Source organism: uncultured Cetobacterium sp., assembly GCF_947072685.1.
In the GTDB taxonomy this organism is placed as follows: Bacteria; Fusobacteriota; Fusobacteriia; order Fusobacteriales; family Fusobacteriaceae; genus Cetobacterium_A.
This window is the reverse complement of sequence record NZ_CAMTIK010000021.1, coordinates 21,778-39,504: the sequence shown is the minus strand read 5'-3', so window position 1 is coordinate 39,504 and position 17,727 is coordinate 21,778. Positions and strand designations below refer to the sequence as shown.

12 protein-coding genes are annotated in these 17,727 nt (G+C 31.7%); 8 read left to right on the top strand and 4 right to left on the bottom strand.

Going from position 1 to position 17,727, the window contains the following annotated elements; genetic code table 11:
* Nucleotides 1–186: 186 nt before the first annotated feature.
* From Q0V67_RS08155 to Q0V67_RS08140, 4 genes are all read right to left on the bottom strand, one after another.
* Nucleotides 187–996: a gamma-glutamyl-gamma-aminobutyrate hydrolase family protein gene (locus tag Q0V67_RS08155; RefSeq protein WP_297598568.1), complete on the bottom strand. Its 810-nt coding sequence runs from the start codon at nt 994–996 to the stop codon at nt 187–189.
* Nucleotides 997–1,128: 132 nt separating this feature from the next.
* On the bottom strand, nt 1,129–3,735 hold the full coding sequence (locus Q0V67_RS08150; protein WP_297598566.1) for a cation-translocating P-type ATPase: 2,607 nt from the start codon (nt 3,733–3,735) through the stop codon (nt 1,129–1,131).
* Nucleotides 3,736–3,953: 218 nt separating this feature from the next.
* Nucleotides 3,954–7,160 carry a carbamoyl-phosphate synthase (glutamine-hydrolyzing) large subunit gene (gene carB / locus Q0V67_RS08145; RefSeq protein WP_297598564.1) on the bottom strand — a complete coding sequence of 1,069 codons (3,207 nt, stop codon included), beginning with the start codon at nt 7,158–7,160 and terminating at the stop codon, nt 3,954–3,956.
* A gap of 43 nt (nt 7,161–7,203) precedes the next feature.
* Nucleotides 7,204–8,256, bottom strand: a complete 1,053-nt coding sequence (locus Q0V67_RS08140) for a carbamoyl phosphate synthase small subunit (protein WP_297598563.1) — start codon at nt 8,254–8,256, stop codon at nt 7,204–7,206.
* 342 nt (nt 8,257–8,598) lie between these two features.
* Here Q0V67_RS08140 and Q0V67_RS08135 point away from each other — a divergent pair, with 342 nt between their 5' ends.
* From Q0V67_RS08135 to Q0V67_RS08100, 8 genes are all read left to right on the top strand, one after another.
* On the top strand, nt 8,599–8,982 hold the full coding sequence (locus tag Q0V67_RS08135; RefSeq protein WP_297598561.1) for a GrdX family protein: 384 nt from the start codon (nt 8,599–8,601) through the stop codon (nt 8,980–8,982).
* Nucleotides 8,983–9,082: 100 nt separating this feature from the next.
* Nucleotides 9,083–9,952, top strand: a complete 870-nt coding sequence (rapZ, locus tag Q0V67_RS08130; protein ID WP_297598558.1) for an RNase adapter RapZ — start codon at nt 9,083–9,085, stop codon at nt 9,950–9,952.
* A 3-nt stretch (nt 9,953–9,955) separates the two neighbouring features.
* Entirely contained in the window at nt 9,956–11,725 is a 1,770-nt protein-coding gene (uvrC, locus tag Q0V67_RS08125) for an excinuclease ABC subunit UvrC (protein WP_297598556.1), read from the top strand.
* A 3-nt stretch (nt 11,726–11,728) separates the two neighbouring features.
* On the top strand, nt 11,729–12,679 hold the full coding sequence (locus Q0V67_RS08120; protein ID WP_297598554.1) for a hypothetical protein: 951 nt from the start codon (nt 11,729–11,731) through the stop codon (nt 12,677–12,679).
* Nucleotides 12,676–14,187, top strand: a complete 1,512-nt coding sequence (locus Q0V67_RS08115) for a PP2C family protein-serine/threonine phosphatase (protein ID WP_297598552.1) — start codon at nt 12,676–12,678, stop codon at nt 14,185–14,187. The genes Q0V67_RS08120 and Q0V67_RS08115 overlap by 4 nt, the downstream gene beginning before the upstream one ends.
* 90 nt (nt 14,188–14,277) lie before the next feature.
* A complete protein-coding gene (locus Q0V67_RS08110) occupies nt 14,278–15,798 on the top strand; it encodes an ABC transporter ATP-binding protein (protein WP_297598550.1) in 1,521 nt (506 codons plus the stop codon).
* The gene (locus Q0V67_RS08105; RefSeq protein ID WP_297598548.1) at nt 15,791–16,840 is read left to right on the top strand and encodes an ABC transporter permease; all 1,050 of its coding nucleotides are present in this window, start codon (nt 15,791–15,793) and stop codon (nt 16,838–16,840) included. Before Q0V67_RS08110 ends, Q0V67_RS08105 begins: the two co-directional genes overlap by 8 nt.
* Nucleotides 16,840–17,721 carry an ABC transporter permease gene (locus tag Q0V67_RS08100; protein WP_297598546.1) on the top strand — a complete coding sequence of 294 codons (882 nt, stop codon included), beginning with the start codon at nt 16,840–16,842 and terminating at the stop codon, nt 17,719–17,721. Before Q0V67_RS08105 ends, Q0V67_RS08100 begins: the two co-directional genes overlap by 1 nt.
* The last annotated feature ends 6 nt before the right edge of the window (nt 17,722–17,727 follow it).

Here is a 17,727-nt window from a genome sequence, read left to right as displayed (position 1 = left end):
CACTCGGTTCATACCCGAGCGGTCGAAGGTTCGAATCCTTTTCTAGGCACCATTTTAAAAATACAAAACACTCATAAGAGTGTTTTTTTTTTTGAAGTAGAATTACAGGACATACAACAACAATAAAAAAATAAGGAGACTTCCAAACCTAACGGCATAGAAACCTCCTAATTATTTAGCTATTTTTTATCTATTCTTTAGTCCTGCTTCTTTTAGTCCTAAGAAAATTGGTAAAAATTCATTTTCATTTTCAACAACATGCCACTCTGGATGAAATTGAACACCTACAACAAACGAAGCACTCTCAAGTTCAACAGCTTCAATAATACCATCTGGAGAAAGGGCAACAACTTTCAATCCTTTTCCAAGTCTTTCAACAGCTTGATGATGCCAAGAATTAACAGTTATTTTGTTAACATTTAACATTGAGAACAAATTCGAGTTAGTATCCGTTACCTTTATAATATGTCGGGCAAAATCAACTTTTTTAGGGTCTCTATGAGAAATATTAGAAATATACTCAGTTGGTAAATCTTGATACAGTGTGCCTCCAAGAACTATATTTAAGAATTGCATTCCACGACAAGTTCCTAAAATTGGATAATCTTCTTTTAAACCAACTTTCAATAACCAATAATCAGAAATATCACGATCATTTTTTAACTCTTCTAAGTTTTTATGTGGTTTTTCAGAATAGTAAACTGGATCGATATCTTCTCCACCAGTTAAAACAAGCGCATCAACCGTTTTTAAAGCATTTAATGCTTCTTGTTCATTCGTAATTCGTGGTAGCAATACCGGAATAGCATGCGCTCTTTTTATAGAATCTATATATACTTGAACATCTTCTGGTACTTCATTTTTAGGAAATTCTCTTTCCCATGAAATTCCAATTTTAACTGGTGAATCATCTTTTGTAGCAGAACTTTTACACCCACCTAAAACAAACAAAACAATAATAAGTAAAAAAAACAATGTTAATCGAATTTTTTTCATTTAATTCCTCCCCAAATCTAAAAAAATATACATAACAAGTGTTATATATATTATTTTAGCACTTTACACTATAAAAAACAACATTATAGCGAGGTATTATCAAACGGTTTGTCTCTAAATCAAAGCATTTTATTATCTATCATATTTTATATATTTCAAAAGTTGTATTATTAATGTTGGTATAAACGCTAATACATTGATTTCCAAAAAGTTTTTAATTGTCAAATCTGAAATCGCAAACATTTCATGAAATGCTGGAATCAATAAGACTATATACAACAGTGTTGCTCCTAATAAAAAAGCGTAGATACTAAACATATTACTAGTTATTCCTAATTTAAATATTGATCCATTTCCTCTACAACTAAACCCATGGAAAAGTCTTCCTAAACATAGTGTTGAAAATGCCATTGTGCTTCCTAATGCTGCATTTCCTTTGCTATAACCTAAGTAAAATGCTACCATTGTTGCTATCGCTATCAGTAATCCCTCCATCAAAATTCTGCTAGATAATTTTTTATCTAACAAAGGAGCATTTGCTTCTCTAGGTTTATCATTCAATACATCTCCATGTGAAGGTTCCATTCCAATCGCTATTGCAGGTAAGCTATCAGTCAATAAATTTATAAATAACAAATGAACTGGTGCAAATATTACTGGCAACCCCATTAGAGATGCATAAAATACAGCCAGTATCCCTGCTGTATTTCCTGACAATAAAAATCTAATAGAATTCTTTATATTTGCATATAAATTCCTACCTGTTACTACAGATTTTATTATTGTTGAAAAATTATCGTCTGTAAGTATCATAGAAGCAGCTTCCTTAGATACTTCTGTTCCTGTTATTCCCATCGCTATTCCAACATCAGCTTTTTTAAGAGCTGGAGCATCATTTACTCCATCCCCTGTCATAGCACATATTTTCCCCAATTTTTGCCAAGCTGATATTATTCTAATTTTATGTTCTGGAGAAACCCTTGCATATACTGAGATATTCGGAACATGTTTTATCAATTCCTCATCTGACATAACTTCAATTTCAACACCATTTAAAGTTTCATCTCCCTCCTTATATATCCCAATCTCCTTAGCTATAGCCTTTGCTGTAACTTTATAATCACCTGTTATCATAACTGGTTTTATTCCAGCTTTTATACAATCTTCAACGGCTTTTTTTGATTCCTCTCTCGGCGGATCAATCATACTTATCAACCCAACTATAGCAAACTCTTTTTCTAAATCAAAATTTATCTCTTGCTTTCTGTCTATCTCTTTTATAGCAAAAGCTAACACCCTAAGACCACTTTCTGATAATTTTATATTTGCGTTCTTTATCTCTTCTATCTCTCCTAATCCAATCTCCTTATAATCACCATTCTCTTTAATTATGTATTTAGCTCTATCGATAACTACATCTGGAGCCCCTTTAGTTATAAGATAATATTTCCCATCTATCTCATGAGTAGTACTCATCAATTTTCTTTCCGAATCAAAAGGTAACTCCTCTATTCTCGGGTATTCCTTTCTTATATTGACCTCTTTCAGATTATGCATATGCCCTACATTTACTAAAGCTACCTCTGTTGGATCTCCAATTTCCTCTCCCTCATGGCTTACAGCATCACTACAAAGAAGTGCACTTCTTAATAGCTCTTTTTCTAAAGTATTGTCTAATGATATCTTTTCAGATTCTACTATTTTTCCATCTACATAAATCTTTTTTACTGTCATTTTATTTTGAGTCAATGTCCCTGTTTTATCGGAACAAATCACAGACACACATCCCAACGATTCAACAGAGTGGAGTTTTTTTATGATTGCATTCTCTTTTGCCATCTTTTGTGTCCCTATAGCTAAAACTATTGTCACTATTGACCCCAATGCTTCCGGAATAGCAGCCACAGCTAGTGCTACTGCAAACATAAGTGAGTCAAGTGTATTCTCTCCTCTAGCCACACTCATGAAAAACACCACTATACATAACAGTATAATTGCTACCGATAATTTTTTCCCAAATTTTTCTAATGATTTTTGAAGCGGAGTAGCACTCTCCTCTGTATTATCTAGAAGTGATGCTATTTTACCAAGCTCTGTTTCCATTCCTATAGCTGTTACTAGAAGTTGTCCTCTTCCGTAGGTTACTAAACTTCCGGAAAAAACCATATTTTTTTGATCCCCTACAGTCAACTTTTCATCATCTAAAATACTAGCTACCTTTTCAACACTCTCCGATTCTCCAGTTAAAGAGCTCTCATTTACCATAAGAGAGTATGATTCTATAACTCTTGCATCACTTGGAACAACATCCCCAGCTTCAACCAAAACGATATCCCCTGGTAAAAGCTCGGAAGAATTGATTTCTTGCTTTCTTCCATCTCTTATTACTCGTGCTCTAGGAGAAGACATCTTCTTTAGACTTTCAAGAGATTCTTCCGCCTTTACATGTTGAATTGTTCCTAGTACAGCGTTCATTGTTATTACAGCTAAAATTACTATAGTACTCTCTTTATTTCCCGAGATAAAAGAGATTGCGGCCGCTATCAAAAGTATAACTACTAAGAAATCTTTAAACTGTTCTAAAAAAACTTTGAAGGCTGTTTTTTTCTCCTTACTATTCAGTTGATTTTCTCCATATTTCTCCTTTAAAATTTCCAATTCTTCGCTTTTTAGCCCATCAGATGACGTGCTAAAATAATTCATCAAACTCTCTTTGCTTTTAGAATAAAAATCCTTCATCTTTCCTCCATATCTTTTAATAAAAAATAAAAAAAAGACTTTTAGCGTAGGTGAAAACCCACGCTAAAAGTCTTGTCACCCTCACAGGCGTATAGCACCAGATTCTTTCGAATCGAGATGTTGACACTATACTTAATAACTACTCCCTCTCAGCATTACTGATAAGTATTCTTTTTTTCTAAAGTGTATACCCTTTTTTTTATTTTGTCAATTTTTTTTTAGATTTCTGAAATATCAAATACATCTAAATTCATCTTATCTACATTTTTTTCTTGTATTCTTATTACCGCATTTAAAGTGTCAATTGAAGTTAAAACTTCTACTCCATACTCTATTGCAGTTCTTCTTATTTTAAAACCATCTCTTTGAGCATCATTTGCCTTAGTCGGTGTGTTTACCAATAAGTCAACCTCTCTATTTTTCAATAGATCCAATATGTTAGGACTTGCTTCGTTAATTTTTCTTACCGATGTTGCTTCTATTCCATGCTCTTCAAGATATTTTTGGGTCCCTTCTGTCGCAAACAAATGACATCCTAAATTTTTTAAAGATTTAGCAACTGGTAAAAACTCATCTTTATCTTTATCTCTTATAGTTAAAAGTACTTTTTTATCTCTTATATTCTGTACTCTTCCACCACCTAAAAGACCTTTATATATCGCTTCATCAGCTGTATTTCCCACTCCTAAAACTTCTCCCGTAGATTTCATTTCAGGTCCTAATGAAACTTCTACTCCTGACAATTTTTCCGTTGAGAACACTGGTACTTTTACAGCAACTACAGACGGTCTTTTATATATTCCTGTTCCAAACCCTAAATCCTTTAATTTTTGACCCATAATTACTTTAGTAGCTATATCGATTACAGGGACTCCTGAAATTTTAGCAATATATGGAACTGTTCTTGATGATCTTGGATTCACTTCAATTACATATAACTCATTTTCATAAGCTATAAACTGGATATTCATCATCCCTTTTATTTTTAATTCTTTTGCTATTTTTCTAGTTATTTCTTTTATTTTTTCCTCAGTTCCTTTATATAAATTTTGAGGTGGATAGATTGTTATCGAATCTCCTGAATGAACTCCCGCTCTTTCTAAATGTTCCATAACTCCAGGTATCAATATCTCTTCTCCATCACAGATTGCATCTACTTCTACCTCAATTCCATTTAAATATTTATCAATTAAAACTGGATTTTCCGGATCTCTATCAAAAGAGGCATTTAAATAGTTAACAAGGTTGAATTCGTCGTGACAAATCTCCATACCCTGTCCTCCTAAAACATAAGAAGGTCTTACAAGCACTGGATATTGAACCTCAGCAGCAATTTTCTTTCCTGTTTCACTATCCCAAACCGCTTTTCCTTTAGGTCTTTTTATATCTAATTTCTCCATAATATCTTCAAATTTTTCTCTATCTTCTGCCGCATCAACCATCTCTGCTGAAGTTCCTAAAATTGTTATTCCTCTATCTCTCAAGTCATTAGCTAACTTTATAGCAGTTTGTCCTCCAAACTGTATAATAACTCCTTCTGGATTCTCTTTTTCTATTATATTCATCACATCTTCCGTTACAAGAGGCTCAAAATATAATCTATCTGCAGTTGAAAAATCTGTAGAAACAGTTTCAGGATTGTTGTTGATAATTATACTTTCAATTCCCATTTTTCTCAAAGTTTTTATTGAGTGAACAGTACAATAATCAAATTCAATTCCTTGTCCTATTCTAATAGGTCCTGACCCTATAACTATTACCTTTCTATTATTAGTTACTTCTACCTCATCAAATTGATCATATGTTGAATAAAAATATGATGAATCCGCTGCAAACTCTCCTGCACAAGTATCAACCATTTTGTAAACTGGTTTTATTCCATACTCTTTTCTTTTTCTTGCAATATCTTTTTCACTTACGTTCATAAGTTGAGATATACCTTTATCTGCAAACCCTTTTTTCTTAACATTTTTTAGGAACTTTTCATTCAAATCTTTAAGTTCCATTTTTTTCATAAGCTCCTCTTGTTTAACTAACCACTCTAACTTCTCCATAAAAAACTTATCTATCCCTGTTAGTTTCTGCAATCTTTCTTTTACATAACCTCTTCTTAGCATCTCAGCTACTACAAATATTCTCTCGTCATCAGGTCTTACAACAATCTCTTTCAACTCTTGCATAGTCATCTTCTTTACTGCTGGATGTTCCAAATTATAAGTTCCGATTTCAAGCGATCTCAATCCTTTTAAAAATGCAGCTTCAAAGTTATTCCCAATTGCCATAACTTCACCAGTTGCCATCATCTTTGTCCCTAATCTCTTGTTAGCTTTTTTAAACTTATCAAATGGCCACTTTGGAATTTTTACAACTATATAGTCTAATGCTGGTTCAAAGCATGCAAATGTTTTTCCAGTAACTTCGTTTACAACTTCATCTAATGTATAACCTAAAGATAATCTTGTAGCAACTCTCGCTATAGGATACCCTGTAGCTTTTGAAGCTAGTGCAGATGATCTTGATACTCTTGGATTGATCTCTATAATTGCATACTCAAATGATTTTGGATGAAGAGCAAACTGTACGTTACATCCTCCAACTACACCTATCTCGTTTATTATTTTTAAAGATGATGTTCTTAACATCTGATACTCTCTATCTGAAAGTGTTTGCGATGGTGCAACAACTATTGAATCTCCAGTATGAATTCCAACCGGATCAATATTCTCCATATTACAAACTGTTATACAGTTTCCATTCTTATCTCTAATTACTTCATACTCAACTTCTTTCCAACCCAAAATTGATTTTTCAATTAAAACTTGTCCAACTCTTGAAAGTTTTAGCCCTTTTAACAAAATGTCCTCTAACTCTTGAGGCGTATCAGCTATTCCACCACCAGTTCCTCCAAGTGTATAAGCGGGTCTTACAACTACTGGATAACCAATCTCTTTAGCTACTCTAAATCCATCCTCTAAACTCTCTACAATTTTACTTTCAATTATAGGTTCGCCTATTTTGTCCATAGCTTCTCTAAATAGCTCTCTATCTTCGCCTCTTTTTATTGATTCTACAGAAGTTCCAATCACTCTAACTCCATATTTTTCTAAGATACCTTTATCATTGAGTTCAACAGCCATGTTTAGAGCTGTTTGTCCTCCCATACCTGCAAGTATTGAGTCAGGCCTTTCTTTAGCTATAACCTTTTCTACAAACTCTGCTGTTATGGGCTCTATATATATTCTATCCGCAACTGCCTTATCTGTCATTATTGTAGCAGGATTTGAGTTTATAAGAACAACCTCAACTCCCTCTTTTTTCAATGTTTCACAAGCTTGAGTTCCCGAATAATCAAATTCTGCTGCCTGTCCTATTATAATAGGACCCGATCCTATCACCAGTGTTTTTTTTATTGTTTTATCTAACATTTAACTCCTCCTACAATGTTCTATTTTAAAATATTTTCTAAAATTATCCCTCTATTACTTTTAAAAAATCATCAAACAGATATTCTGAATCTGATGGTCCTGGCCACGCCTCAGGGTGATATTGAACACAAAGTATTCTATGTTCCACACTTCTCATCCCTTCAATAGAATTATCATTTAAATTGATATGTGTAACTTCCATTGAATCAGGCACTTGATCAACAACATATCCATGATTTTGAGATGTTATAAAGATTCTATTTTTCTCTAAATCTTTAACTGGATGGTTACAGCCTCTATGACCATACTTTAATTTTTTTGTAGTTCCACCAAGAGCCCAAGCTAAAAGCTGGTGACCTAAACATATTCCAACTATAGGTAATTTCCCAACCAGTTTTTTGATCTCATTTATAACTGCTGTTAATTCTGCGGGATCTCCTGGTCCATTCGATAAAAACACTCCATCCAAATTATGAGAAAGCAACTCTTCTGCTGTCACATTCCAAGGAAAAACGATTTGATGTATTCCTCTTTTTTCAAATGATCTCAAAATGTTTTTCTTAACACCAAAATCTATTACTCCAATTCTTTTTCCTGATCCTGGAATTTCATAGATCTCTTTTGTACTAACCTGCTCTACAGCATCTATGTTAGTAAATTTTTCAAAATGTTCATCTATCTCTTTTTGAGTTAACTCTTTTGAAGTTATAAGAGCCTTCATAGCCCCCTCTTCTCTTATTATTTTAGTTAAATGTCTTGTGTCCACCCCTTTAAATCCTACTACTCCATACTGTCTTAAAAACCCATCCAAAGCCATTTCACATCTGAAATTATTCGGCAATTTTGCATCCTCTTTTATTACAAATCCTTTTAATTTAATTCCGTCTGATTCCATATCTTCTAAGTTAACTCCATAGTTTCCTACCATCGGATAAGTCATCACAACTATTTGCCCATAATAAGATGGATCTGTTAGTAGTTCTTGATACCCTGTCATCCCTGTGTTGAAAACAAGTTCTCCTACACTTTCTCCCAACTCACCAAAAATTTTCCCTTCAAAACTCATTCCATTTTCAAGAATTAATTTCCCTTTCATTTAGAACCCTCCTAAAATTTTGCATTAAAAAAGGAATATGAAAATCATATTCCTCGCTTTATATAAATATTAAAATTAAAAACTAAAAAATTAAAAAATATAAATATATTTGTAAAAAATGAAATCAATAGATTTAAAAATGACAATAAATATTTTTTCTTTTTTCTAACTTTTGTGCCACTCTTAAATATCATGCTTCACCCTCCTTGATTTTTGCTCTGAGAAAAAGTATATACTAATTTTAAAAAGTTGTCAATTTTTATTTTATTTTACTCTTGATATATTCCGATTTACGTTGTAATATTAGTACTGAAAATCTACATATCACTTGGAGGTATTTTTATGGATTATAAAATAATTACAAACAATAATAAAGTTTTTAACTTTTTCAAAGAAACCGATGAGGTTGTCTTTTTAAAAGATTACAGTATTGAAGATGTTCTAAATTTTATAGAGTCTAAATGTCTAGAGGGACACAGACTTTTAAGTGATCCTATTTTATATAATTTAGAAAATCAAGATAACCCTTTTAAATCTATTTTGATTACAAATAATCAGCTTGAAGATAATTCTCATTCAATTAAAATAATATTAGGTGTTTTAGATTTGATAACAAAAGTTAATTTTACACCTAAGGAACTTTCCAATGAAACTTCACTGGAAGAGTTTAGATTTATTGACTTGAACTTAATTAGAGATAGCATTGATAAGATCAATTTTATGTGATGGATACAGGTTAATAACCTTATCCATTTTTTATTTTTTTATATAATTTTACTCGGTATTAATGTATAATAAACTAAAAGATATTTGGAGGAGTTTTACAATGGAATTGATTATTTTAACTGGTCTTAGTGGCTCTGGTAAGTCCACTGGTTTAAAAACTTTAGAAGATTTAGGTTTTTTCACTATGGATAATATTCCTTTTCGTTTTGCCGGTTCAATATTAGAGGATTTAAAAAACTCTAAAATAGATAACTCTGTTACACGGATTGCCTTAGGACTGGATATTAGAACGGTTATAAACCAAAACGATTTTGAAAATTTTTTCTCCCATGTGGATAGATTAAATATTGATTATAAAATAATTTTTTTAGAAGCTTCTACACAAGCTATTTTAAATCGATATAACTTAACTCGAAGAAAACATCCCCTTACAAAAGATACTCTTTTGCAGAGTATTCAAGATGAATTTTGTCTTATGAAAGATATCAAAGATAAAGCTAATTTAATTATTGATACAAGTTTTTTAAGTGCAAAAGAATTATCACGTAAAATTGAAACAGCTATCGAAACATTTTCTAAAAATGTATTTTTAAATATCCATATTCAGTCTTTTGGATTCAAATATGGTGTTCCTATTGATGCTGATATGATTTTTGATGTTAGAACTCTTCCAAATCCATACTATATTCCGGAATTAAGAGAAAAAACCGGATTTGATGAAGAAGTATACAACTATGTTATGGACTTTAATATCTCTCAAGAACTCTATAAAAAAATATTAGATTTAATAGTTTTTTTAATCCCTGGATATATGAAGGATGAAAAAAGACATCTCACTATTGGTATTGGATGCAGTGGTGGAAAACATCGCTCGGTTTCATTTGTTCGAAAATTAGAAAGTGATTTAAAAACTGTTGAAGGAACCAATGTCTATACTTTTCATAGAGAAGATGAACGTGGGAATTGGTAGCCTATGATCACTCTATTTAATAAAGATATTCCTGATAACCCAGGTGTTTATTTGATGAAACAAAAATCAAAAGTTATTTATATCGGAAAAGCTAAAAATCTTTCCAAAAGAATAGCTTCGTATTTCAATAGAGAGCATATCGATGAGAAAACTAAAGAACTTGTTAAAAATATTGATAATTTAGAATTTATAATCTGTACTTCTGAAACAGATGCACTTATTTTAGAAAATAATTTAATTAAAAAATTTTCTCCTAAATATAATATAAATTTAAAAGATCAAAAAACTTATCCATATATACTTATAACTAAGGAGTTATTTCCTAAAATCTCTATCATTCGAACTACAAAAAAATTAGATTTTAAAGTTGGGGATTTCTTTGGTCCCTTCCCTTTTGGAGCTTGGAACTTAAAAAAAACACTGACTAAACTCTATCAGATTAGAGACTGTAATAGAGACATGAGCAAAATTTACTCTAGACCCTGCCTGAAGTTTCACATGAAGCTTTGTAGTGGCCCTTGTATTGATAAAAGCATTTTAAAAGCATATTCAAAAAATATACATGATATTAAAGAGATTTTAAATGGAAATACAAAGGATATCCTTTCTAAAATTGAAGTTGATATGCTGAATGCTGCTGAAAATATGGAATTTGAAAAAGCTATTATGTTTCGAGAACAAAAAAAAGAGATTGAATGTAATATTCAGAATCAGATCAGTGAATATAAAAAAGATATAGATGAAGACGTCTTCACTTTTATAAAAGAGGATGAGCGAGTTTTTTTATGTGTTTTAAATATTCGTGCAGGGAAAATATTAGGAAAAAATACACTGACTATAGATTTATCCAAAATAATTTACGATAATCTTTTAGAGGAGATTTTGATGCGTTTTTATTCAAAATTCCCACTTCCAAAAAATATTATTTTCCAAGAAAATCTAGAAAGTACACAAAATAATATAAAAAATATTTTGGAGTCCCTTTTTAATAAAAAAATAAATGTTTTTTTTCCAAAAGTAAAATCTAGAAGAAGGGAACTTCTCAATATGGGACTTTTAAACTTAAGAAAAGATATTGAAAATTTCTATAATAAAAAATCTGTCGTTGAAAAAGGATTAAAAGATCTCTACTCAAAACTTTCTTTGACACGATTTCCATTCAAAATCGAATGTTTTGATATCTCTAATATCCAAGGGAAAGATGCTGTTGCATCTATGAGTGTCAGTGTCGAAGGAAAAAAATCTAAAAAAAATTATAGAAAATTTAAGATAACATCTAAAGATACTCCAGATGACTTCCAAATGATGAAAGAAGTTATTGAACGTCGATATGGAAAACTTGATATAAAAGATTTCCCTGATATAATCCTTATTGATGGCGGCCTTGGACAGATAAACGCAGTTGGTGAAATATTGACCTCTCTTGGAAAAAACGGTATTTCTGAACTTTTAAGTATTGCAAAAAAAGAGGAACAAATCTTTAAATATGGTTGCACCGAACCATATATTTTTTCTAAAAATGATGAAGCTCTTAAAATACTTCAAAGGGTTAGAGATGAAGCTCATCGATTTGGAGTTACATACCATCGGCTTTTAAGAAGTAAAAGAGTAGTTTCAAGTCAACTCGATAGTATTCCCGGGATTGGACCTAAAAGAAGAGATCTTCTTTTAACAACTTTTGGATCTGTCGAAAGAATAAAAAAAGCGAGCTTAGCAGATTTAGAAACTCTTATACCACATAATTTAGCTATAAAAATAAAGGAGATGATATGATTTATGAAAAAAATATTAGTTATTTTTTCTTTAGTTATTTTAATGGGATGCTCTGAATTTTCACACAGAAGAGATACCAGCCAAAATATTATTTTTCAAAATACTATCCCTAAGGGCGAATACAATTTTAATTTAATATCTATAACATATCCTAATTCATATAATGAAAAACTATCCTTTTATCAAAAGTTCAACGAAACTTTAAAAGATCTCAACGATGCTCAAAAAGAAGGAATAAATCTTTTGGTTGATGAGAATATGGAGAAAGATCTCTCATCTCTTTTTAAGTCCGGATGGATTGATAACGAAATTATTGGAATGAAAAATGCTGAAGATTTAACAGATAATGATTTAATAGTTTTAAAAACTTTAAATATTGCAACTCCTGAAAATGCCGGAGAAATACAAAAAATATTAAACAAACAATATTACCTTTTATTAAATCTTACTGATAATAAAGAGATGTATAATTCATCTTATCTTTATACTGAACTTGATAAAAGTTTGCTAATGGAAAATCTTTTAATAGATAGAACTCTTCTTATTGAGAACTTAAAAAAATTGAAAAAAAACTTTGTATATTGTAATCCTTCAAATACTTTGGAAACTATCGATAGCCCTATTTTTATTTCAAATAATTTAGCTTCACTGCCACAAGAGTTAAAAAATCCTATTATTTTTAAAAATTCGAATGAGTTTTCTGGTTTCAAAGTGCTAAAAAATAATCTTCTTATCTTTGTTGGTGATGGAAAAGAACTCTTTTCTACAGAGGACTACAAACTTTCGTCTCATCTATATAGTTTAAATTCTCCAACCGAGCTCAAAGAAAATTTAATTCTATCCTATTCTGTTGGAATTTCACGATTTTTAAACTGGAAAAGAAAAGAGTGGAAAAATACAGATATGAACACTTCACTAGAAAGTAAGTTTTCTACTTGGGAGGCAATAAATTGACTGCATACTTTATAATAATTTCTCTTCTAGCTATTTTCTTTTTTAGCTTAAAAAAGCAGGAAAAAAAGAACACTGAGGAGATGTCTCAAATTTTAAAAAGTTTTATAGATAAAAAATTTTTAACAAATATCTCGGAAGATTTTAAAAATGATTACGAGGCCGCTATAACCAATATTATTAAACAAGATTTAGAGCTTGATAACTCTATCGAAGAGCTAAGAGAATATAAAAAAGAGTTAGAAGTAACATACAACTCTCTTCTTACAAAATCTAAGCAACTTGAATATAGTAATCAGGTTCTAGAACAAAGAGTTGCTAGTCTTTCAAATATCAACTCTCTTTCTAGAACTGTTCTTTCGATTATGGAGTTAGACAAAATTATTTCTACCATCTTAGATGCTTACTTTGTTTTAACTGGAGCTAAAAGAATCTCTCTTTATCTTTGGGAGGGTGGTAAACTTATCAATAAACGTATCAAAGGAGAAATCAATTTTCGTGGAGAGCTCAGTTATCCTGAAGAAATTTTAGAACAGTTTACTCGGCAAGATTTTAAAAAGATCTATAGTGAGATGCTCAAAGGGTTTTCAATAACTCCTGATGAAAAAATTATTGCCTCTCCGCTTACTGTAAAAGGAAAAGAGTTAGGAGTTATCTTTATAATTGAAGATAAATCTAAACTTATTAAAAGTGATGAAGAGACTATTTCTGCTCTTACAATACAGGTTGCTATTGCAATTAATAATGCTCAAATATATTCAGATCTAGTTATTAAAGAAAGAATGTCTCAAGAACTTGAAGTTGCATCTCGAATTCAAAAACGAATTATTCCAAAAAAAATAAAACATGTTCTTGGTTTAGATGTAGCTACTTTTTTTGAACCCGCTAAAGAGATTGGTGGCGATTACTACGATTATTCTTTACTTGATGATAAAATTTTTAGTATTACCATCGCCGATGTCAGTGGAAAAGGAGTTCCTGCCGCATTTCTTATGGCTCTTGGTAGATCTGTTTTAAAAACTCTTGAACTACAAGGTGAACAACCCTGTTGTAATGTACGAAAGCTTAATAAACTGATCTATCCTGACATAACTGAAGATATGTTTATAACTATGATGCACAGTAAATACAATTACGATACTAAAATGTTAACTTACTCCAATGCTGGACACAATCCTCTTATAGTTTACAACAAGGAACTTCATCAAATTGAAACACACTCTGTAAAAGGTGTAGCTATCGGATTTCTCGATGATTATAGTTACAAACAAGGAGAACTTAAAATCAATGTTGGAGATATCGTTATCTATTATACTGATGGAATCACTGAAGCTGAAAATTCTAAAAAAGAACTTTTTGGAATTGAACGTTTAAAAAATGTTATCTTAGAAAATTATCTTCTTACATCTAGAGAGATCAAACAAAAACTTCTGTTTGAAATCAATAAATTTCAGGATGGTTGTGAACAAAATGACGATATAACCTTTGTTATCATTAAAAGAGAAGAATAAAAACGTTGACTACTTTTGTATAACATACTATAATTTTAAAAGGTTATTTTTACAAACTGATATTTAAATCTAATTTAGGGAGGATTCTAAGTGAATAATTATATCTTAGAAATGCAACATATAAGAAAAACTTTCTTAGATGGCAAAATAATAGCTAATGATGATATCACTTTAAAAATTTTAAAGGGTGAAAAACATGCTATAGTCGGGGAAAATGGAGCTGGTAAATCCACTCTTATGAAAATGTTAAATGGTCTATATACACCAACTTCAGGAAAAATATTTTATCACAACGAAGAGGTTTCAATTGATTCTCCCAGTAAAGCAGCTAACTTAGGAATTGGAATGGTATATCAACACTTCATGCTTGTTCCAACCTTGACAGTAGCTGAAAATATGATTTTAGGTGTAGAGCCTAAAAAAGGATTCTCTCTTGATATTGACAAGGCAAGACAAGATGTTATTGATGTTTCAAAAAAGTATGGACTCTCTATCGATCCAGATGCACAAATTTCCGATCTATCGATAGGTATGCAACAGAGAGTTGAAATATTAAAAATTCTTTTTAAAGGTGCTAACCTTTTAGTTTTTGATGAGCCTACCGCCGTACTTACTCCACAGGAGATAAAAGAGCTTTATAAAATAATGGACAATCTTATAGCTGAAGGAAAAACAATTATTTTTATCTCTCATAAGCTTCAAGAAGTTCTTGATATTTCGGATAATATAACTGTTATTAGAAGAGGTAAGGACATTATAACTTTTCCCACAAAAGATGCAACTAAAGAAAAAATTGCCAATGCTATGGTTGGAAGAACTGTTTTATTTACAACTGAAAGACCTGAAGTTGAGATTGGTGAACTCGTTCTTTCTGTCAAAAATCTCAGTGTAAAAGATAGTCTTGGTGTTACAAAAGTAAGTAATGCTTCTTTCACTATTAGAAAAGGAGAAATTCTTGGAATTGCTGGTGTTGAAGGTAGTGGCCAAACTGAACTTGTTGAAGCTTTAACTGGATTAAGAGGTATCTGTTCTGGTGAAATGGTTCTAGACCAAATTGTCTTAAAGAAAAAAACACCAAGAAAAATATCTCAACTTGGATTAGCTCATATCCCAGAAGACAGGCATAAACGAGCTGCTATTTCTCAATTTAGTGTCATGGAAAATTTTGCTCTTGGTTTAGAAAGAGAAGAATATTCTAAATTTGGGCTTTTAAACTTTAGCAAATTAAAAAAAGATGCACAAATGTTTATGGAGAAATACGATGTTAGACCTAGAAATGTAGATACCGCTTTTGGTAGACTTTCTGGTGGAAATCAACAAAAGATTATTGTTGCCAGAGAACTTGAAAAGAAAAATAATAATTTGATTATTGCAGGGCAACCCACTAGAGGAGTGGATATCGGAGCAATAGAATCTATTCACAAGCTAATTCTAAACGAAAAAGCAAAAGGAAAAGCAGTTATGGTTGTTTCCTCTGAATTATCGGAAGTCTTAAATCTTTCTGATAAAATAGCGGTTATGTGTGCGGGAAAAATAACTGGAATACTTTCTCGAGAAGAAGCAAACGAAGAAAAAATTGGAATACTTATGGCGGGTGGTAAACTTGATTAGAAATAAAAATATTTTAAATGTTCTTGTACCTATAATAGCTGTCTTATTGGCTCTACTTATTGGTGCTGGTATTATTTTTTACATGGGAGAAAATCCTGTAAAGGCTTATTATTACTTATTTTCTGGAGCTTTTGATGGTCTTACTCCTATTGCTAGAACTCTTTTAGAAGCTACTCCTCTTATCTTTACAGGGTTGGCAGTTCTAGTCGCTTTTAAAGGTGGAATGTTCAATATCGGTGCTCAAGGACAGATGATGATGGCTGGACTGACTGCTGCTGCTATTGGAGGCTTTGTTACAAATGTCTTTATAAATAACGTTTTTGTTATACTGATTGTTGGTGGATTTGCTGGTTTTCTTTGGGCTTCTATTGCAGGTTGGCTAAAAGCAAAACTCGGAGTACATGAGGTTATCTCAACTATCATGCTTAACTATATAGCTGTTAGTTTTGAACAATATTGTTTAAATTATCCTTTAAAAGCTCCTGGAATCAATCCTCAAACTCCAGCTGTTACTGAAGCCGCAAGATTAGGGAAACTTTTAGATGTAAGGGTTCCTTTAAACTATGGTTTTATTTTAGCATTAGTTGCCGTTTTTTTAGTTTGGTTTATTCTTGAAAAAACAGTTTTAGGATATCATATCAAAGCTGTTGGATATAACCCCTCTGCTGCAGAGAACAACGGTATTAATGTTAAATTTATCATCCTTTTAACTCTTGGAATTTCAGGATTTCTAGCAGGTCTTGGTGGTATCGAAAGAGTTCTTGGTGGTGTTGGACAATATGCATATAAAACTGGTTTAACTGCCACTTATGGATTTGATGGAATAGCTGTTGCCTTACTTGGAAAAAATACTCCTATTGGCGCCTTACTTGCCGCTATACTTTTTGCCGCTCTTAGAGTTGGTGGAAGAGCTATGCAATTTAATACAAATGTTCCTAGTCAAATGGTTATCATGATTCAAGCAATAATTATACTACTTATTGCTGCTGAAAATATGATTAGAACTTGGTTAGAAAAGGGATCCAAAGGAGGTGCTGAGTAATGGTAAATATTATTATAAGTTTAATTTTAGCTACAATCAGACAAGCAGCACCAATTCTTATTACAGCAATTGGTGGTATGTTTTCTGAAGTTTGTGGTGTTGTAAATATTGGTCTTGAAGGGATGATGCTTATCGGTGCTTTCTCTTCTGCTGTAATCTCTTACTACACAGGAAGTTGGGTTCTTGGTATTCTAGCTGGAGCAATCTCTGGTGGATTAATCGCCCTAATTCATGCTATAATAAGTATAAAATATAAGGGTAATCAAACAGTTTCTGGAGTTGCAATCAATCTATTTGCTTCTGGATTTACAATTTTTATGTTAAGGGTTTTGTTTGAACAGGCTTCTAATAGCCCCGTGGCGACTAGAATTCCATTAGTTTTTAACTTCTCTTTACTTATATATATTATCTATGGTATTGCTATTTGGTCTGGATATTTCCTTTATAGAACTGTTACAGGACTTAGAATGAGAGCGGTTGGTGAATATCCACTTGCCGCAGACACTGTAGGAATCAGTGTAGAAAAAATAAGATATTTTGGTGTTATTATGTCAGGAGTTTTTGCTGGACTTGGTGGAACTTACCTTTCAATTGGGTCTCTTAGTCAATTCTCTAAAGAGATGTCAGCTGGTAGAGGTTTTATTGCACTTGCAGCTCTTGTTTTTGGTAAGTGGAATCCTAAAGGAGTTTTATTTGCGAGTTTACTATTTGGATTTGCTGATGCAGCTCAAACAGTAATTCAGCAATATGTCACTTTTATTCCCCCACAGTTTATACAAATGATTCCATATATTCTTACTCTTCTAGCTCTTGCTGGTGTTGTTGGTAAAGCTGTTGCACCGAGTGCTTCAGGTAAACCTTACGATAAAAATACAATCTAACTTAGA

Bases quoted from the DNA above. Each gene is read 5' to 3' on its own strand.
- Q0V67_RS08155 (WP_297598568.1), bottom strand. From the start codon at position 996: ATGAAAAAAATTCGATTAACATTGTTTTTTTTACTTATTATTGTTTTG.
- Q0V67_RS08150 (WP_297598566.1), bottom strand. From the start codon at position 3,735: ATGAAGGATTTTTATTCTAAAAGCAAAGAGAGTTTGATGAATTATTTT.
- carB (WP_297598564.1), bottom strand. From the start codon at position 7,160: ATGTTAGATAAAACAATAAAAAAAACACTGGTGATAGGATCGGGTCCT.
- Q0V67_RS08140 (WP_297598563.1), bottom strand. From the start codon at position 8,256: ATGAAAGGGAAATTAATTCTTGAAAATGGAATGAGTTTTGAAGGGAAA.
- Q0V67_RS08135 (WP_297598561.1), top strand. From the start codon at position 8,599: ATGGATTATAAAATAATTACAAACAATAATAAAGTTTTTAACTTTTTC.
- rapZ (WP_297598558.1), top strand. From the start codon at position 9,083: ATGGAATTGATTATTTTAACTGGTCTTAGTGGCTCTGGTAAGTCCACT.
- uvrC (WP_297598556.1), top strand. From the start codon at position 9,956: ATGATCACTCTATTTAATAAAGATATTCCTGATAACCCAGGTGTTTAT.
- Q0V67_RS08120 (WP_297598554.1), top strand. From the start codon at position 11,729: ATGAAAAAAATATTAGTTATTTTTTCTTTAGTTATTTTAATGGGATGC.
- Q0V67_RS08100 (WP_297598546.1), top strand. From the start codon at position 16,840: ATGGTAAATATTATTATAAGTTTAATTTTAGCTACAATCAGACAAGCA.